At 65.7% G+C, this 14,531-nt stretch carries 15 protein-coding genes; 3 read left to right on the top strand and 12 right to left on the bottom strand.

Going from position 1 to position 14,531, the window contains the following annotated elements; genetic code table 11:
- Positions 1-48: 48 nt before the first annotated feature.
- From AB6M95_RS03220 to AB6M95_RS03180, 9 genes are all read right to left on the bottom strand, one after another.
- A complete protein-coding gene (locus AB6M95_RS03220; protein WP_371385292.1) occupies positions 49-1,227 on the bottom strand; it encodes a branched-chain amino acid ABC transporter substrate-binding protein in 1,179 nt (392 codons plus the stop codon).
- Between the two features lie 184 nt (positions 1,228-1,411).
- Entirely contained in the window at positions 1,412-2,023 is a 612-nt protein-coding gene (locus tag AB6M95_RS03215) for a tetratricopeptide repeat protein (protein WP_371385291.1), read from the bottom strand.
- On the bottom strand, positions 2,013-2,159 hold the full coding sequence (locus tag AB6M95_RS03210) for a CcmD family protein (RefSeq protein ID WP_371385290.1): 147 nt from the start codon (positions 2,157-2,159) through the stop codon (positions 2,013-2,015). The genes AB6M95_RS03215 and AB6M95_RS03210 overlap by 11 nt, the downstream gene beginning before the upstream one ends.
- 27 nt (positions 2,160-2,186) lie before the next feature.
- A complete protein-coding gene (locus AB6M95_RS03205) occupies positions 2,187-2,849 on the bottom strand; it encodes a cytochrome c biogenesis protein (protein ID WP_371385289.1) in 663 nt (220 codons plus the stop codon).
- A 2-nt stretch (positions 2,850-2,851) separates the two neighbouring features.
- Complete coding sequence (locus tag AB6M95_RS03200; RefSeq protein WP_371385288.1) at positions 2,852-3,529, bottom strand: heme exporter protein CcmB; 678 nt, start codon at positions 3,527-3,529, stop codon at positions 2,852-2,854.
- Positions 3,523-4,188 (bottom strand): heme ABC exporter ATP-binding protein CcmA, encoded by a 666-nt coding sequence (ccmA, locus tag AB6M95_RS03195; protein WP_371385287.1) that lies wholly within the window; start codon positions 4,186-4,188, stop codon positions 3,523-3,525. The genes AB6M95_RS03200 and ccmA overlap by 7 nt, the downstream gene beginning before the upstream one ends.
- The gene (locus AB6M95_RS03190; RefSeq protein WP_371385286.1) at positions 4,189-6,087 is read right to left on the bottom strand and encodes a heme lyase CcmF/NrfE family subunit; all 1,899 of its coding nucleotides are present in this window, start codon (positions 6,085-6,087) and stop codon (positions 4,189-4,191) included.
- Between the two features lie 131 nt (positions 6,088-6,218).
- A complete protein-coding gene (locus AB6M95_RS03185) occupies positions 6,219-6,659 on the bottom strand; it encodes a cytochrome c maturation protein CcmE (RefSeq protein WP_371385285.1) in 441 nt (146 codons plus the stop codon).
- 20 nt (positions 6,660-6,679) lie between these two features.
- Positions 6,680-7,741, bottom strand: coding sequence for a hemolysin family protein (locus tag AB6M95_RS03180; protein ID WP_371385284.1), 1,062 nt, complete (start codon positions 7,739-7,741; stop codon positions 6,680-6,682).
- A gap of 131 nt (positions 7,742-7,872) precedes the next feature.
- Between AB6M95_RS03180 and AB6M95_RS03175 the strand changes: the two genes are divergently transcribed.
- Entirely contained in the window at positions 7,873-8,895 is a 1,023-nt protein-coding gene (locus AB6M95_RS03175; protein WP_371385283.1) for a glycosyltransferase family 9 protein, read from the top strand.
- Between the two features lie 16 nt (positions 8,896-8,911).
- Here the strand turns inward: AB6M95_RS03175 and nadD are convergent, their stop codons facing one another.
- From nadD to AB6M95_RS03160, 3 genes are all read right to left on the bottom strand, one after another.
- On the bottom strand, positions 8,912-9,574 hold the full coding sequence (gene nadD / locus AB6M95_RS03170; RefSeq protein ID WP_371385282.1) for a nicotinate (nicotinamide) nucleotide adenylyltransferase: 663 nt from the start codon (positions 9,572-9,574) through the stop codon (positions 8,912-8,914).
- 69 nt (positions 9,575-9,643) lie between these two features.
- A complete protein-coding gene (locus tag AB6M95_RS03165) occupies positions 9,644-10,270 on the bottom strand; it encodes a hypothetical protein (protein ID WP_371385281.1) in 627 nt (208 codons plus the stop codon).
- Positions 10,271-10,391: 121 nt separating this feature from the next.
- On the bottom strand, positions 10,392-11,651 hold the full coding sequence (locus AB6M95_RS03160; RefSeq protein ID WP_371385280.1) for a glutamate-5-semialdehyde dehydrogenase: 1,260 nt from the start codon (positions 11,649-11,651) through the stop codon (positions 10,392-10,394).
- A gap of 332 nt (positions 11,652-11,983) precedes the next feature.
- On the opposite strand from AB6M95_RS03160, the gene AB6M95_RS03155 reads away from it, so the two are divergent.
- Both AB6M95_RS03155 and iorA read left to right on the top strand, forming a co-directional pair.
- Positions 11,984-12,637: a YfgM family protein gene (locus tag AB6M95_RS03155; RefSeq protein ID WP_371385279.1), complete on the top strand. Its 654-nt coding sequence runs from the start codon at positions 11,984-11,986 to the stop codon at positions 12,635-12,637.
- Positions 12,638-12,695: 58 nt separating this feature from the next.
- Entirely contained in the window at positions 12,696-14,531 is a 1,836-nt protein-coding gene (iorA, locus tag AB6M95_RS03150; protein ID WP_371385278.1) for an indolepyruvate ferredoxin oxidoreductase subunit alpha, read from the top strand.

Genomic DNA, 14,531 nt, shown 5'->3' with positions numbered 1-14,531 from the left:
GGACGGGCATGGCCCGTCCCCTGGTCTAATCCATTTGGAAGCCTATATCTACTTGACTTCCACGTACTTGCCGTCTTTCACCTGGTAGACGGCGAAGCCGACGCCCTCGGCGTCGCCCTTGGCGTCGAACTTGATCTTGCCGACCGGGGTATCGACGTAGGAGGTGTGCAGGGCATCGATCATCTTGTCGTAATCGGTGCCGCCGGCGACCTTGACGGCGTTCAGCAGGGCCAGGGCCGCGGAGTAGGCCTCGGGGAAGAACGGGCCGGGATCGGTGCCGAACTTGGCCTTGTGGGCGGCGACGGCCTCCTGGTAAAGCGGGTTGCTGGAGAAGTCCATGGGACCGGTGGCGTAGACGCCCTCGGCGTACTTGCCGGCGACCTTGATGAAGGTGTCGTCCTTCACGCCGTCATCCGACATGAACGGGATGTCCATGCCCTTCTTACGCATGCCGGTAACGATCTTGGAGGCTTCCGGATGGTAGCCGCCGAAGATGACGCCCTCGGCACCGGAGCTCTTGATCTTCTGGACCACGGCGGAGTAATCCACGGCGCCGGGGGTCACGCCCTCGAACAGGACCTGCTCGATGGCCGGGTCGGCGTCGATGAACTGCTTGCAGAAAGAGGCGAAGCCCTTGCCGTAGTCACCCTTGTCGTGGATGATGGCGACCTTTTTCAGGCCCAGGGACTTGGCGAAGGCGACTTCCAGGGCGGCCTGGGCGTCGTCCGGAGCGATAGTCCGGAAGAAGTTCGGGTATTCGCCGGACTGGGTCAGCGGCGGATTGGTGGCGGACGGAGACATGACCACGATCTTGCCGGACAGGTAGATGGGCAGAGCGGCCTTGGTGGCGCCGGAGCAGATGTGGCCCAGGACGATCTTCACGCCGTCGGAGAGCAGCTTGGTGGCGACGTTGGTGGCCAGCTCGGGCTTGCATTGGTCGTCCTGGGGCATGACCTCGACCGTGGCGCCGTTCACGCCGCCGGCGGCGTTGATCTTGTCGGCCACCAGCTTGGCGGCGTTCACGGTGGGCAGGCCGTAGGAGGCCAGGTCGCCGGAATGGGCGCCGGCAACGCCGAGGACCAGGGTCTTGGCCGGAGCGGCGACCTCGCCGGTTTCCACGTCAGCCTTCTTATCCTGTTTCTCATCCTTTTTCGCTTCGCCGCCACAGGCAGCCAGCATGGCCGCCATGACGAGACACAGAGCTATCAGACTCAGTTTGACTCTCATGCTACCTCTCCTCGAAATGTATAAGGGTTCGTTACCACTCAATGTGCTAAACCAGTTGACCGCCGGAAATACCGTCTCCGGCGGGAAAAGCCACGGAATGTGACATTGTAGTTATTTTCAGCCTCATGTCAATCATATCCCGGCCCGTGTTACAGAAGGCAACACGCTTGAATGATTGAAAATCCTATTTGCCTAACTCCTGCCGGGCCAGCTTGAGCATTTCCGCATCTTGTTTTTCCAGAGCCAGGACCTTTTCGAAGTATGTTTGGGCAATGTCCGGTTTTTTGAAAGAATGCTTGTAAATCACGCCCAGATTGAAAAGCGCGAGAGTGTCCTCGGGATCGATCTTGAGGATGGCCTCGTAGGCCTCGCTCGCCTTGGCGTAGTCTTCCTTGTTGAAGTAGGCGATGCCCACGGCCTTGAGCACCGAGGTGTTGTCCGGCTCGAGCCCGCGCGCCTTTTCCAGCGGCTCCAGGGCGCGGTCCCAGGCGCGCATCATCAGAAACGAGTTGCCCAGGCCGACCAGGGCCTCCACGTCGTCGGGGTTCTTCTTCACGCGGTCCAGGTACTCCTTGACCCGCGACATGGCCCCGCTCACGGCGCCGCCCATGGCGGGCGCGCCCGGACCGCCCTGCCCTTCGCCCGCGTCAGTGAAGCTGCGCGAGGGCTGGGACTTCACGACCAGGTTGGGGTTGTTCATGCGGTACAGGAAGCTGGTCGCGAACATGGCCGCCAGGGCCAGGAACACGGCCAGGATGACGGCCTTGCGGCCGATAAGGACGCGGTTATCCGTCATGGTCGTCCCCCAGCAGTTCCAGTTGGCGGATGCGCTTTTCCAGGTCGGCGGAGCGCGACGCCAGGAAGGCGAGATACCCGGCCACGCCGAGCCAGACGACCACGTTGGCGATGAAGATATAGGTGGTTGCGGACATGCTGTATCCTTGCGTTTTACTAAGTTGCTATTCCTCGTCCCAGACGAGCATGGCCTCGAGCCGGGCCTTCTGGCCGAGCTGGCGGATGCGGGTCAGGAGCATGGCTCCCCAGAGCAGCCCGAAGGCGAAGAGCCCGGCGAAAACCGTGTGCCACATGCGCGCCTCCATGCCCGAGCCCTGGCGGGCCAGGCCGTCGGGATGGGCGCTGCCCCAGAGCTTGGCCGCGAAGAAGACCAGCGGCACATCCAGGAAGGCGACGATGCCGAGCACCGCGCAGACCAGGGCCTTGCGGTCGCGGCCCATGGGGGTGTTCCGCAGGACCAGGTACCCGGCGTAGACGTACCACATGATCAATGCGGTGGTCAGCTTCGGATCCCACAGCCACCAGTGGCCCCACTCGGCCCGGGCCCAGGTGGACCCGGAGATCAGGGTCATGGTCGCGAAGAGCACGCCCAGCTCCCCCGCCCCGGCCGCCACCCGGTCGTACCGGTCGTTGCGCGTGAACAGGTAGAGGATGGAGGCCGCGAAGACCACGAAAAAGGAGACCAGGGCCCACCAGGAGCACGGCAGGTGCATGTAGAAGATTTTCTGCACGGGCCCGGACTGGGCGATGGGCGCGTAGAACCAGATCATGACCTGGTGCGCCGCCAGCGCGATGCCCGCCAGGATGGCCAGGATGGAAACTTTCATAACTACTCTTCCCCACTATAGACGAACGGGAACAGGAACAACCCGGCCCCGCCGAACAGACAGTCAAAGGCGAAAATCAGGCCGAGCCACTGGCCGTAGCCCATGGTGTGCTCGGGCGAGAAACACAGGCCGAACAGAGTGATGCAGGACAGAAGCACGGGCAGCAGCAGCGGGAACACGATGACCGACAGCAGCGATTCACGGGCCGCCTGGCCCTGGGAGAGCGCCCCGAGCAACGCGCCGATGATGACCAGCCCGAGATCCGCGCCCAGCAGCGTGACCCAGAGCAGCCACCACGGGCCGCTGACCGACTGCCCCAGGAAGGCCGCCGTGGCCGGCAGGAACACCAGCTGCGAGACGAACAGCAGACCGAATCCGGCCAGCCCCTTGCCCAGCCAGACCGCGTGCACCGGCGCGGGCGAGGACAGGATGCCGATGCGCGCCCCGTTCATTTCCTCTATGGAAAACAGATCGTTGAAGACCAGGACCAGGCCGAAGGCCGAGGCCAGCCAGAATATGGCCCCTGCGGCCTGGGGCGAGATGGCCCCGCCCAGCGGCTTGGACAGCGAGAACAGGAAAATCAGCAGCAGGCCGAGCAGGACCGCCTGGACCAGCCCCTGCCCGCCGGACAGGGAGAGCTTGAGGTCCTTTTTCGCGATGGCCAGGGTGCGCTTCAGCATGCGCCCTCCGGGGTGAAGCCCGAGGCCGGGCCGAAATATTCCACCCTGCGCCCGCCCAGGGCCAGGACCGTGTCGGCCAGGACGGCGTCCTCGGTCACGTGGTGGCTGATCCAGACGATGGCCGCGCCCCGGTCGCGCAGACCGGTGATCTCCCCGCGCAGCCGTTTCAGCGAGGCGGGGTCGAGCCCGGTGCCGGGTTCGTCGAGGAAGATGAGCTTGGGCCGGGCCTGGTAGATGCGCGCCAGGTTCAGGCGCTGGGCCATGCCGCGCGAGAACGACCCGGCCTTTTCCTCGGCGGCCCGCTCCAGCCCCACCCGCTTGAGCAGGGCCATGAGCTCGTCCTTTGTCGGCGACAGGCCGTACATGGACGCCCAGAAGCGCAGGTTCTCCAAAGCGGTCAGCCCGGGATAGATGAAGGTGGCGTGGCCGAGATAGGCGGTCTCCTCGGGCTCGAGATCGAGCAGGACCTCGCCCGCCGAAGGCTTGCTCAGCCCCGCCATGATGCGCATGAGCGTGGACTTGCCCGCGCCGTTGGGACCGGCCACCAGCACGATTTCGCCGGGGCGGACCTCGCAGGATATCTCCTTGAAGACGAGCTTGTTGCCGAAGAACTTGGCCGCCCGCTTCACGGTCAGCAGGGGTTTGCCCGCGTCCGCCATCTACCTGACCTCGCCGGGCCGGGGCGCGCGCCTGAGCAGGAGGAAGGCGAGCAGGCACATGATCGTGCCGCCGATCCAGATCCAGTTGACCAGCGGGTTGACGCTGATCTTGAAGCTCGCCTTGTTGTCCTCGGTCAGGCCGAGCAGCGTGGCGTAGAGCTCGTCGCCGAAGCTCGGGATGGTGCCCACCTCGGCGAACTGCTGGTTGGGGAAGTTCTTGTAGATGCGCTTGTCGGGCTTGAGCACGCCCACGTCCCGGCCGTCCTTGGCGACCGCCAGGGTGGCCGTGGCCCGGATCTCGATGTCGCCCACGTTGCGGTCCTCGTGCAGCCCGGCGTAGGTCACGGTGAACTCGCCGATGGCCACGGATTCGCCCTGGGCCAGGACCACCTCGCGCTCGGTCTTGTACGGCCCGGAAAAGGCCACGCCGAGCGCCAGGAGCACCAGGCCGAGGTGCACGCCGTAGGCCCCCCAGGACTGGCGCATGGCGCGCAGGGCCGGGTACAGGGCGAAGAGCAGGCCGATGCCGACCAGGGCGGCCACCGAGGCGGCGGCGGTCAGGGCGGCCAGCACGTTGGTCATGCCCGACAGGTAGAACCCGGCGAAGGCGGCCACCAGCACGACGCCGACCGCGAGGAATCCCTTCATGTTGCGGACGCCGCCCTTCCAGCCCAGCCAGGGGCAGAAGCAGAAGAGGAGCACCAGCAGGGCCATGAACGGCAGGCAGACCCGGTTGTAGAAATGGGCGTCCAGCCCCATGGGGGAGACGGTCCACAACCGGCTGATGACCGGCCACATGGTCCCCAGGGTGACCACCAGGCCGAGCGCCAGCAGGAACCAGGCCGTGATGACCAGCAGCCCCTGGCGGCTGAGGAAATCGGACAGGGAGCGGTGGGTCAGCCGCTCGGACAGGAAGGTGACCATCAGGGTGATGACCAGGGTCACGACCATGGACCAGAACAGGGGCTTGGCCACGCCGGATTCGCCGAAGGTGTGCAGGGAGTCGATCACGCCGGAGCGGGTCAGGTAGGTCGAGAAGACGCACAGGATGAAGGTCAGGGACATCAGAAAGACGTTGGTCCGCTGCAGGGCGTTGCGCCTCGATTCGATGATCGACGTGTGCAGCACGGCGGTGCCCGCGAACCAGGGGATCAGGGAGGCGTTCTCCACCGGGTCCCAGGCCCAGTAGCCGCCCCAGCCGAGCTCCATGTAGGACCACCAGCCGCCCAGGACGATGCCCGCGGTCAGGAATATCCAGGACAGGATGTTCCAGTTGCGGACCGCCTTGATCCACGATTTCCTCTCCCCGGCGATGCTCGCGGCCAGGGCCGCGCAGGCCGGGATGGTGTACAGGGCGAAGCCCGCGAACAGAAGGGGCGGATGGAAGATCATGCCGGGGTTGCGCAGCAGCGGGTTCAGGCCGCGCCCGTCGGCCGGGGCCGGGTCGATCATGATGAACGGATTGGACCAGCCCGTGAGCAGGAGCAGGAAGAAGCCCTGCACGGTCAGGAAGAACATCCAGAAGAAGAGCTTGGTCTCCGAGGCCAGGGACTTGTAGCCGGGCGTGGCCACGAAGATCAGGCCGGACAGGGCGATGATCAGTTCCCAGCACAGCAGCGAGCCTTCGCGGCCGCCCCACAGGGCGGTCAGGGTGTAGACGAAGGACAGGGCGTGGTCCACGTTGTTGTAGACGTAGCGGAAGGAGTAGTCCCTGGAGGCCAGGGCGAACAGCAGGACGAGCGTGGAGAAGATGACGCCGCATGCGGCGATGATCTGGCCCCGCTCCACCACGATAAGGGCCTCATCCTTCCTGGACCAGGCGGCGAAACCGGCGAAACCGGCGAGAAAGAGGAAGGCGAGCAGGGAAAAGAGTAAACCGACGTATCCGGTCAGATGCATAGAGGCTCCTTACAACAAATTCGACGAGCGGGTGAAGGGAGCGGCGCCCCCCCGTCCCGCGATCGTGTCCGGCGGGTTCAACGGCGATAGAAGGGAAAGAACCGGGGCGCAATCATGTGAAAAAGATTTCACTAACCGGCCTGCCCCTGCTGAATGTCCATCTGCTTGCTCTTCTCTTCGTACTTGGAGGGGCACTTGGTCACCAGGGTCCTGGCCAGGAAGACCTGCCCGTCCGGGGAGAACCTGCCCTCCACGATGACCTCGACGTCCGCCTTGAAGGTGTCGGGCAGCGCGCCCTTATACTCCACCCGCAGGGCCTTGTCGTGCTGCACCTTGTCCATCAGGTCGAAGTCGGCCCCGAGCTTGCCGTCGGCGATGGCCAGCCCCTTGGGCGAGACCTTGCCGAACAGCCGGGCGTTGCCGATCTCCGCACGGTCCTGGGCCAGGGCCTCGGTCACGTTCAGGAAGTAGACCGAATCCTGGGTCAGGCCGGAAAAGATAAGGTAGGAAAGGCCGCCCAGGAAGAGGACCAGGGCGACGGCGTACACGATTTTATTGGACTTCTTGGCCATTTGATTCCTTGCGTCGAGCGCTATTCGTTCTTGTCCCCGCCGGTGGAGCCGTTGCGGGCGCGGGTCAGCTCATCCCGCTGCGTGCGGGCGAGTTCCCGCATATCCACCACCTGGTCCGTCTCGTCAACTATTTCGCTGCCCAAAATCTCCTCGAGCACGTCCTCCAGGGTGACCACCCCGGCCACCCCGCCGTACTCGTCCAGGACCACGGCCAGGTGCATGCGGCTGCCCAGAAACTGCACCAGGAGCTTATCCAGGGTGACGGACTCCAGGACGAAGCGCACCGGGCGCATGATGTCCGACAGCTTGAGCTCGTCCCGGTCGTCGGCCAGGGCCTCGAGCACCAGCCGCCGGTAGACCACGCCCACGATGTCCTCGGTATCCTCCTCGTACACCGGGATGCGGCTGTGCGGCCAGTTGGGGTGCTCCTCCCTGGCCTGGGCCACGGTCATGTCCGCAGGCAGCGAAAAGACCACAGTCCTCGGGGTCATGATCCGCTCCACGGTCTTGCAGTCCAGGGAGAGGATGTTCCGGATGGAGGTCTCCTCGTACTGCTTGATCACCCCGGAACGGCGCGTCAGGCTGACGATGGCCCGGATGTCGTCCTCGGTGTGGTCCGGCTTGGACTCCCGGTGGCTGACGGCCTTGGACAGCACGCCCATGACGGCGATGATCGGCTTGAACACCCAGACCATGCCCTTGAGGGGCCGGGCCAGGGGCGGCGCGATCACGTCCGAGTAGAGCACGCCCAGGGTCTTGGGCATAATCTCCGTGAAAATGAGAATAATTACCGTAAAGCCCACTGTAAAGAGCCAAAGCGTGTCCTCGCCGTAGAGCTTGGCCCAGGCCCAGCCGGCCACGGCCGCCCCGGCGGTGTGGGCGCAGGTGTTCAGGGTCAGGATGGCGGTGATGGGCTCGTCGATCTTCGATCGGAGCTTGTGAAGCAGAATCGCGGACTTGCGGCCGCTGTCCTTGAGCTTCTGGATGTCGGCCCAGGTCATGGAATAGAGGGCCGCTTCGGCCACGGAGCAGAATGCGGACACAAAGATGGCCACGCCGACGGCGAGTATGAGTTCAACCATGGGTTCTTTTCACTTCCTGGAAACGAGAGGAACGAACACAGTGCATTACCGATGGATGTAGCAGATGCCACGAACCTGCGCAACACGCAACAGGCTTGACTTCCAGGGCGATTGAGGCGAACAGGACGGGCATGAATCCGAGCGCAGCCGAACACCCCGCCGTGGTCTTCCGCCTGGGGCACATGGGCGACGTGGCCCTGGCCACCGGCGTCCTGTCCCACTGGTTCGAGCGGACCGGCCGGACCTTCGTCGTCGTGACCAGGGAGGCCAACCTGCCCCTGCTCGCCAACCACCCCGCCGTGGCCGGGACCATAGGCCTGACCGGGGCGGACCTGACCGACGCGGGCTGGTGGCGCAGGACCGGCGAACTGGCCCGGCAATACGCGGGGAGCACGCTCATTGACCTGCACGGCACCCTGCGCTCGCGCATCCTGGCCCTGCGCTGGAAGGGCGAGGTCCGCCGCTACCCCAAGTTCGGCCTGGCCCGCCGCCTGTTCGAGCGCACCCGCTCGGACCGCTTCCGCGTGAAACTGGAGGCCCTGAACGTCCCCCAGCGCTACGCCCTGGCCCTGGACCGGCACGCGCCCGAACGCGAGGCCGTGCTGCCGCGCCTCTTCCTGACCGAAGACGAAACGCATGCGGCCGAACGGCGGTTGTCGCCCATCTCCTGCGACAGGCCGCGCGTGGCCCTGCACCCCTACGCCACCCACCCGGCCAAGCAGTGGCCCGCCGAGAACTGGATCCGGCTGGCCGCCCTGCTGGACGCCGAGGGCGTGAACTGGTTCGTGGTGGGAAGAAACGAGACGCCGCTGACGAGCGGCCACGAGCGCGACCTGACCAACGCCACCGACCTGCGCGCCACCTGCGGTCTGCTCGCGCGGGCCGATCTGCTGGTCACCGGCGACTCCGGGCCCATGCACCTGGCCTGCGGCGTGGGCACCCCGGTGGTCGCCCTGTTTGGGCCCACGGCCCGCGCCTGGGGATTCTATCCGGCGGGCGAGAAGGACGTGGTCCTGGAACGAGACCTGCCCTGCCGCCCCTGCTCCCTGCACGGGGCCAGGAAATGCGCGCGCGGCTTCGAATGCATGACCGAGACCACGCCCGAAACGGTCCTGGGCGCGGTCCTCGACACCATCCGGACCTTCCCGGCCTGACCGCTCCGGTCAGGAATCACGCCCCCTTCCGCTCGCCCCAGTAGCGCTCTATCTCTTCTGCGCGTTCCTCAAGCAGGTCGCGGACCCCGTCCGGGACCAGCAGGCTGAGGTTGCGCCGGTCCAGCCAGCGGCGGCGGATGTGCCCGCCCTTGATGTCCAGGCGCGGGCTGTCCAGCAACCGGATGGTATTGCCGCCGGGCAGCCGCCACATGCCGCCGCCCTCGGAGGCCGCCTCGGGCCAGTGCTCGGCCACGAACCCGGCCACGTCGTCGGCCGCCTCCCAGCGGTTGACCACCACCAGCGAGGCCAGGGCCGGGATCTCCAGGCCGCGATGCCAGTTGTGCAGCTCCAGGAAGGTGGACGCGCCGAGGATGAAATACAGTTCCTTTTCCGGCTCTTTCGTCCGGTAGCAGGTCAAGGTGTCGCAGGTGAACGACGGGCCGGGCCGCTCCGCCTCCAGCGGGTTGGACCCCAGGCCGGGGATGTCCGCGATGGCCCGGTCGACCAGCTCCATGCGCAGGTCGAAGGGCAGGACGTCCTCCCCCCGCTTGTGCGGGGGCTCGCTCGCCGGAACCAGCTCCACCCGGTCCAGGCCGAGCTGTTCGAGGACCTCCACGGCCATGCGCACGTGGCCGGTGTGCACCGGATTGAAACTGCCGCCCAAAATACCTATCTTCATTGCCGATCTCCTTACACTCCTCAGATACGGGCAGGCCTTGGAAAAATCAAGGAGCGGCAGGTGGAGGAATCACATGGAGCGAAGCCGGGCCAGCGGCCTTCCCTGCTTACCCGCGCCCATGACGACCTCCGGCATGACGCGCAACAGGGCGTCCGCCCTGGCCGTCGAAACCCCGGCCACCGTGGCCAGCCGGTCCAGGCTACGCCAACGATACTTGCCCTCGCGCAGGGCGGCCAGCATCTTTCGGCACGCGACGTCGTCATCCACCTCCGGAGAACCGGCGTCGACTTGCGCAAGGTCCGGCTCTTCAAGATGGATTTCCCCGTCCGCATCGTCCTTGGCCCGCATGAACCCAGCCGCCCCGGAGCTCTCACCCATAAAGCCGCCGGGACTTTCCAGAGGCGTCACGCGCAGAGGGGAGGCCAGCCTGACGGCGCGCACCAGCGGCATGCCCGACCCCGATTCCAGCCGGGCGACGCGCTCCTCCAGTGTCCGGATGTCGTCGTCCATAGGGGCGAAATTCTCGTCTAGCTGTTCGGGCAGCTTGTCGATGGAGAAGGTTGCGCCCCCCCAGGTGACGGTCAGCCCCCCGCGGACGATCACCTTCCGCATTTCCTCCCGGAAGGTCCGGACAAACAGCAAGAGCCCCACGAACAGCAGCACCGGCCAATCCAGCAGCTTCAAGATGATATTCATGCCAATCACCTCCAAATCGATTCCATGGTATAGGCATACTGCAAACAGGAAAACCCGGCCAACAAAAAAGGGCCGCCCTTGCGGACGGCCCGTTCAATTCCATATGAATAATGTCGGCAGGCTATTCCCGGATCTGCCCTTCGCCCAAAAGAACGAACTTGGCGCTGGTCAGCTCCTTGATGCCCATGGGGCCGTAGGCGTGGAGCTTGGAGGTGGAGATGCCGATCTCCGCGCCCAGGCCGAGCTGCGCGCCGTCGTTGAAGCGCGTGGTCGAGTTGGCCACCACCAGGGAGGCGTCCACCTCGCGGATGAAGCGCATGCAGTTGGCGTAGTCCTCGGACAGGATGGCCTCGGTGTGGTTGGAGCCGTACTCCGCGATGTAGTCCATGGCCTCGTCCAGGTCCGCGACCACCTTGACCGCCAGGATCAGGTCCAGGAACTCGTAGCCCCAGTCCGCTTCCGCGGCGGGTTCGGCGTACGCGCCGAGCAGGGGCAGGGACTCGGGGCAGGCCTTGAACTTCACGCCCTTGGGGCCGATGGCCTCGGCCACCCTGGGCAGCAGCGCCTTGGCCACGTCCCGGTGGACCAGCAGGCACTCCGCGGCGTTGCAGCCGCTGGGGTACTGCATCTTGGCGTTCTCGATGATCGGCACGGCCTTGTCGATGTCGCAGGAGGCATCGGCGAAAATCTGGCACACGCCCTTGTAGTGCTTGAGCACCGGCATGGTCGCCTGGCTGGTCACGGCGCGGATGAGCCCCTCGCCGCCGCGCGGGATGACCACGTCGATGTACTGTTCGAGCTTGAGCAGCTCGGCCACGGCCTCGCGGTCCGTGGTCGGCGGCACCTGGACCGCGTCGCTGGGCAGCCCGGCCTTTTCCAGGGCCCTGTGCATCAGGTCGGCCAGGCACCTGTTGGAGTGGAAGGCCTCGGAGCCGCCGCGCAGGATGACCGCGTTGCCCGCCTTGAGGCAGAGGATGCCCGCGTCCACCGTGGCGTTGGGCCGGGACTCGTAGATCATGGCCACCACGCCGAGCGGCACGCGCATGCGGCCCACGAGCATGCCGTTGGGGCGCTTGACCATGGACTCGATCTCGCCCACCGGGTCGGCCATGGCGGCCACCTCGCGGCACCCCTGGGTCATGGACTTGAGGACCTTGTCGCTGATGGTCAGCCGCTGCACCCGGGCCTTGTCCAGGCCGCTTTGCGCCGCCGCGTCCAGGTCGAGCCTGTTGGCCTCCCGGATGGCCGGGGCCTCGGACTCCAGCAGGTCGGCCAGGATCAGCAGGGCGTCCTGCCTGGCCTTGCCCGAGGCCGCCGAAAGCCTGCGCGACGCCGCCTTGGCGCGCCTGCCCATCTCCACCATCTGTTCGCGTAACTCCATGAACATTCTCCTTGAAATTGCCGCCGTGAAAACCGAATGAAATTCTGCCCCGGCGAGCCATTTTGCTAACCTCCTCCGGGGGATAAAGTCAATTCCCGTCTTGGGGACCCGAATACACTTTGGACCGGGGACCGCCGGGCAATTTACATTTTTTGTCATTTCCCAAGGCAACAGCTTGATTACAGGCCCTGTTTTTGGCTGTTTTCCGTCTTCCTTCCAAAATAGCCTTTGACCTTTTTTACAATTTTGCTTATCAAGCCCTCTGCGTTGCCGGGCCTCGCTTCCCGGCCCGTTCACCACACAAATCACCCTCATGGAGGCATGAAAATCCCATGGCTGCAACCAATCCCGTTCAACCCGACGTGCTGACCGACATCGAGGCCCGCACGCCCGAATCCCTGCACCCGATCCTCGAAGCCGCGTTCACCTACCGCAAGCAGCTGATCACCGCGGTCTGCGTCATCCTGGCCATCACCGTGGCCTACGCGGGCTACAAGGCCTACAGCGCCCGGGCCGAATCGAGCGCCCAGGCCCGCCTCGGCGAGATCATGGTCTCCTCCACCGGAGCCGACTGCCTGGCCAAGCTCGACGCCATGCTCGGCGACGTCACGGATTCCGTCCGGCCCGCAGTGACCCTGGAGGCCGCCCAGACCGCCATGGGCCTGGGCGACTACGCCAAGGCCGGGGGATACTGGGAGAGCCTGGTCGGCATGACCCAGGGCGAGATGCAGTTCGTCGCCCGCATGGGCCGCGCCAAGGCCATGGCCCTGGCCGGAAACGGCGCCGAAGCCCTCAAGGAGATGAAGGAACTGGCCGGCACGGCCTCCGCCGCCTACACCGTCCCGGTCTACCGCCAGCTCGCCCTGGCCGCCGAGACTGCGGGCGACAAGGCCGAAGCCCTGGCCGCCTACAAGAAGCTGGACGGCGAGGACATCGGCGACAAGCCGTACGTCGAATACAAGATCTCCCAGTTGGAAAGCAACTAAACGAATCATCAATATACAGAGGCCGGACGCGGAAGCGACCGGCCGCAGGAGAGGCAAAATGGCAAATCCGCTCTTGGGTGACACCCCCGGCGACACCCATCTGCTCCTCGGCAACGAAGCCATCGTGCGCGGCGCCGTGGAAGCGGGCATCCAGGTGGTGACCTGTTACCCCGGCACCCCCTCCAGCGAAGTGCCGGACACGTTCTACCGCATTTCGCCCGACGGCAAATACTACTTCGAATACTCGGTCAACGAGAAGGTCGCCCTGGAAGTGGCCGGCGGCGCGACCCTGGCCGGCGCCATGACCATGTGCACCATGAAGCACGTGGGCGTGAACGTGGCGGCCGACCCGCTCATGACCCTGTGCTACGTGGGCGCTCCCGGCGGGCTGATGCTCCTGTCCGCCGACGACCCCGGCTGCCACTCCAGCCAGAACGAGCAGGACAACCGCATCTACGCCCGCCTGGGCGGCATGCCGGTGCTGGAGCCCTCCTCGGCCCAGGAGGCCAAGGACATGGCCCGCGACGGCCTGCTTCTCTCCAAGAAGCACGGCGCGCCCCTGCTTCTGCGGACCACCACCCGCGTGAACCACCTGCGCGGCCCGGTCGAGTTCGGCCCGGCCCCGGACCCCGGCAAGCCCGAGGGCTTCAAGCGCAACCCGCCGCACTTCGTGCCCATCCCGGCATTTTCCCGGCCCATGCACGTCCGCCTGATGGAACGCATGGAGGCCCTGCGCGAGGAGGCCGAGAACTCCCCGTACAACACGGTCGCCGGCAGCGGCAAATTCGGCATCGTCTGCTCCGGCATCTCCCGGGCCTACGTGGCCGACGCCCTGGACAACGCGGGCCTGGCCGACCGGGTCAAAGTCCTGGAGCTGGGCTTCTCCAACCCCCTGCCCGAGAACTTGTGCCTTAATTTCCTCAAATCCGTGGACACGGTCCTGGTGGTCGAGGAGCTGGAGCCGGTCGTGGAGAACGACCTGCGCGTCCTGGCCCAGAAGAACGGGCTGTCCATCGAAATCAAGGGCAAGGACGTCCTGCCCCGCAACGGCGAGTTCGACGTGACCATGGTCGAGAACGCCATCCGCGAGGGTCTGGGCGAATCCCCGGTGCCCACCTGCGAATGTTCCCTGCCCGAGCTGCCCGGACGTCCGCCGAACCTGTGCGCGGGCTGCCCGCATCGCGGCACCTACTACGCCGCGCGCAAGGTCTTCGGCGACGACGCGGTCTACTCCTCGGACATCGGCTGCTACACCCTCGGCCTGCTGCCCCCGCTGCAGACCGCCGACTTCCTGCTGTGCATGGGCTCCTCCATCTCGGCGGGCGGCGGCGTGGCCAAGGCGTCCGGCCAGAAAGTGGTCGCCTTCATCGGCGACTCCACCTTCTTCCACTCCGGCCTGACCGGCGTGGCCAACGCGGTCTTCAACTCCCATGACGTGCTCATCGTCATCCTGGACAACCGGACCACGGCCATGACCGGCCACCAGCCCAACCCGGGCGTGGACAAGACGGTCATCGGCGACAACGACCACCCGCTCGACATCGAGTCCGCCGTGCGCGGCCTGGGCGTCACCGAGGTGCGCACGGTCAACCCGTTCAACCAGAAGAAGACCATGGCCGCCCTGGAAGAACTCGGCGAGATGGGCGGCGTGCGCGTGCTCATCGCCAAGGAGCCCTGCCCGCTATACACCCGCAGGGTCTACAAGAAGGTCGCCCCGCAGGTGGCCTACGTCGCCGAGTCCTGCACCGGCCGGTTCGACTGCCTGGACAAGCTGGCCTGCCCGGCCATGTTCAAGGAAGGCGGCAAGGCCGCGGTCAACCCGATCCTGTGCAACGGCTGCATGCTCTGCCTGCAGGTCTGCGGGCACATCAAAGCCAAGAAGAGAGGCAGCTAA

The sequence above is a fragment of the Pseudodesulfovibrio karagichevae genome (genome assembly GCF_041414475.1).
GTDB classification, from domain to species: domain Bacteria; phylum Desulfobacterota; class Desulfovibrionia; order Desulfovibrionales; family Desulfovibrionaceae; genus Pseudodesulfovibrio; species Pseudodesulfovibrio karagichevae.
The sequence above is the reverse complement of the archived record's forward strand: the minus strand, read 5'-3'. Positions and strand labels throughout refer to the sequence as shown.

Excerpts from the sequence above, each read along its gene's own strand:
- AB6M95_RS03220 (WP_371385292.1), bottom strand. The coding sequence starts at position 1,227 with ATGAGAGTCAAACTGAGTCTGATAGCTCTGTGTCTCGTCATGGCGGCC.
- ccmA (WP_371385287.1), bottom strand. The coding sequence starts at position 4,188 with ATGGCGGACGCGGGCAAACCCCTGCTGACCGTGAAGCGGGCGGCCAAG.
- AB6M95_RS03185 (WP_371385285.1), bottom strand. The coding sequence starts at position 6,659 with ATGGCCAAGAAGTCCAATAAAATCGTGTACGCCGTCGCCCTGGTCCTC.
- AB6M95_RS03190 (WP_371385286.1), bottom strand. The coding sequence starts at position 6,087 with ATGCATCTGACCGGATACGTCGGTTTACTCTTTTCCCTGCTCGCCTTC.
- iorA (WP_371385278.1), top strand. The coding sequence starts at position 12,696 with ATGGCAAATCCGCTCTTGGGTGACACCCCCGGCGACACCCATCTGCTC.
- AB6M95_RS03175 (WP_371385283.1), top strand. The coding sequence starts at position 7,873 with ATGAATCCGAGCGCAGCCGAACACCCCGCCGTGGTCTTCCGCCTGGGG.
- AB6M95_RS03205 (WP_371385289.1), bottom strand. The coding sequence starts at position 2,849 with ATGAAAGTTTCCATCCTGGCCATCCTGGCGGGCATCGCGCTGGCGGCG.
- AB6M95_RS03210 (WP_371385290.1), bottom strand. The coding sequence starts at position 2,159 with ATGTCCGCAACCACCTATATCTTCATCGCCAACGTGGTCGTCTGGCTC.
- nadD (WP_371385282.1), bottom strand. The coding sequence starts at position 9,574 with ATGAAGATAGGTATTTTGGGCGGCAGTTTCAATCCGGTGCACACCGGC.
- AB6M95_RS03200 (WP_371385288.1), bottom strand. The coding sequence starts at position 3,529 with ATGCTGAAGCGCACCCTGGCCATCGCGAAAAAGGACCTCAAGCTCTCC.
- AB6M95_RS03155 (WP_371385279.1), top strand. The coding sequence starts at position 11,984 with ATGGCTGCAACCAATCCCGTTCAACCCGACGTGCTGACCGACATCGAG.
- AB6M95_RS03160 (WP_371385280.1), bottom strand. The coding sequence starts at position 11,651 with ATGGAGTTACGCGAACAGATGGTGGAGATGGGCAGGCGCGCCAAGGCG.
- AB6M95_RS03180 (WP_371385284.1), bottom strand. The coding sequence starts at position 7,741 with ATGGTTGAACTCATACTCGCCGTCGGCGTGGCCATCTTTGTGTCCGCA.
- AB6M95_RS03215 (WP_371385291.1), bottom strand. The coding sequence starts at position 2,023 with ATGACGGATAACCGCGTCCTTATCGGCCGCAAGGCCGTCATCCTGGCC.
- AB6M95_RS03165 (WP_371385281.1), bottom strand. The coding sequence starts at position 10,270 with ATGAATATCATCTTGAAGCTGCTGGATTGGCCGGTGCTGCTGTTCGTG.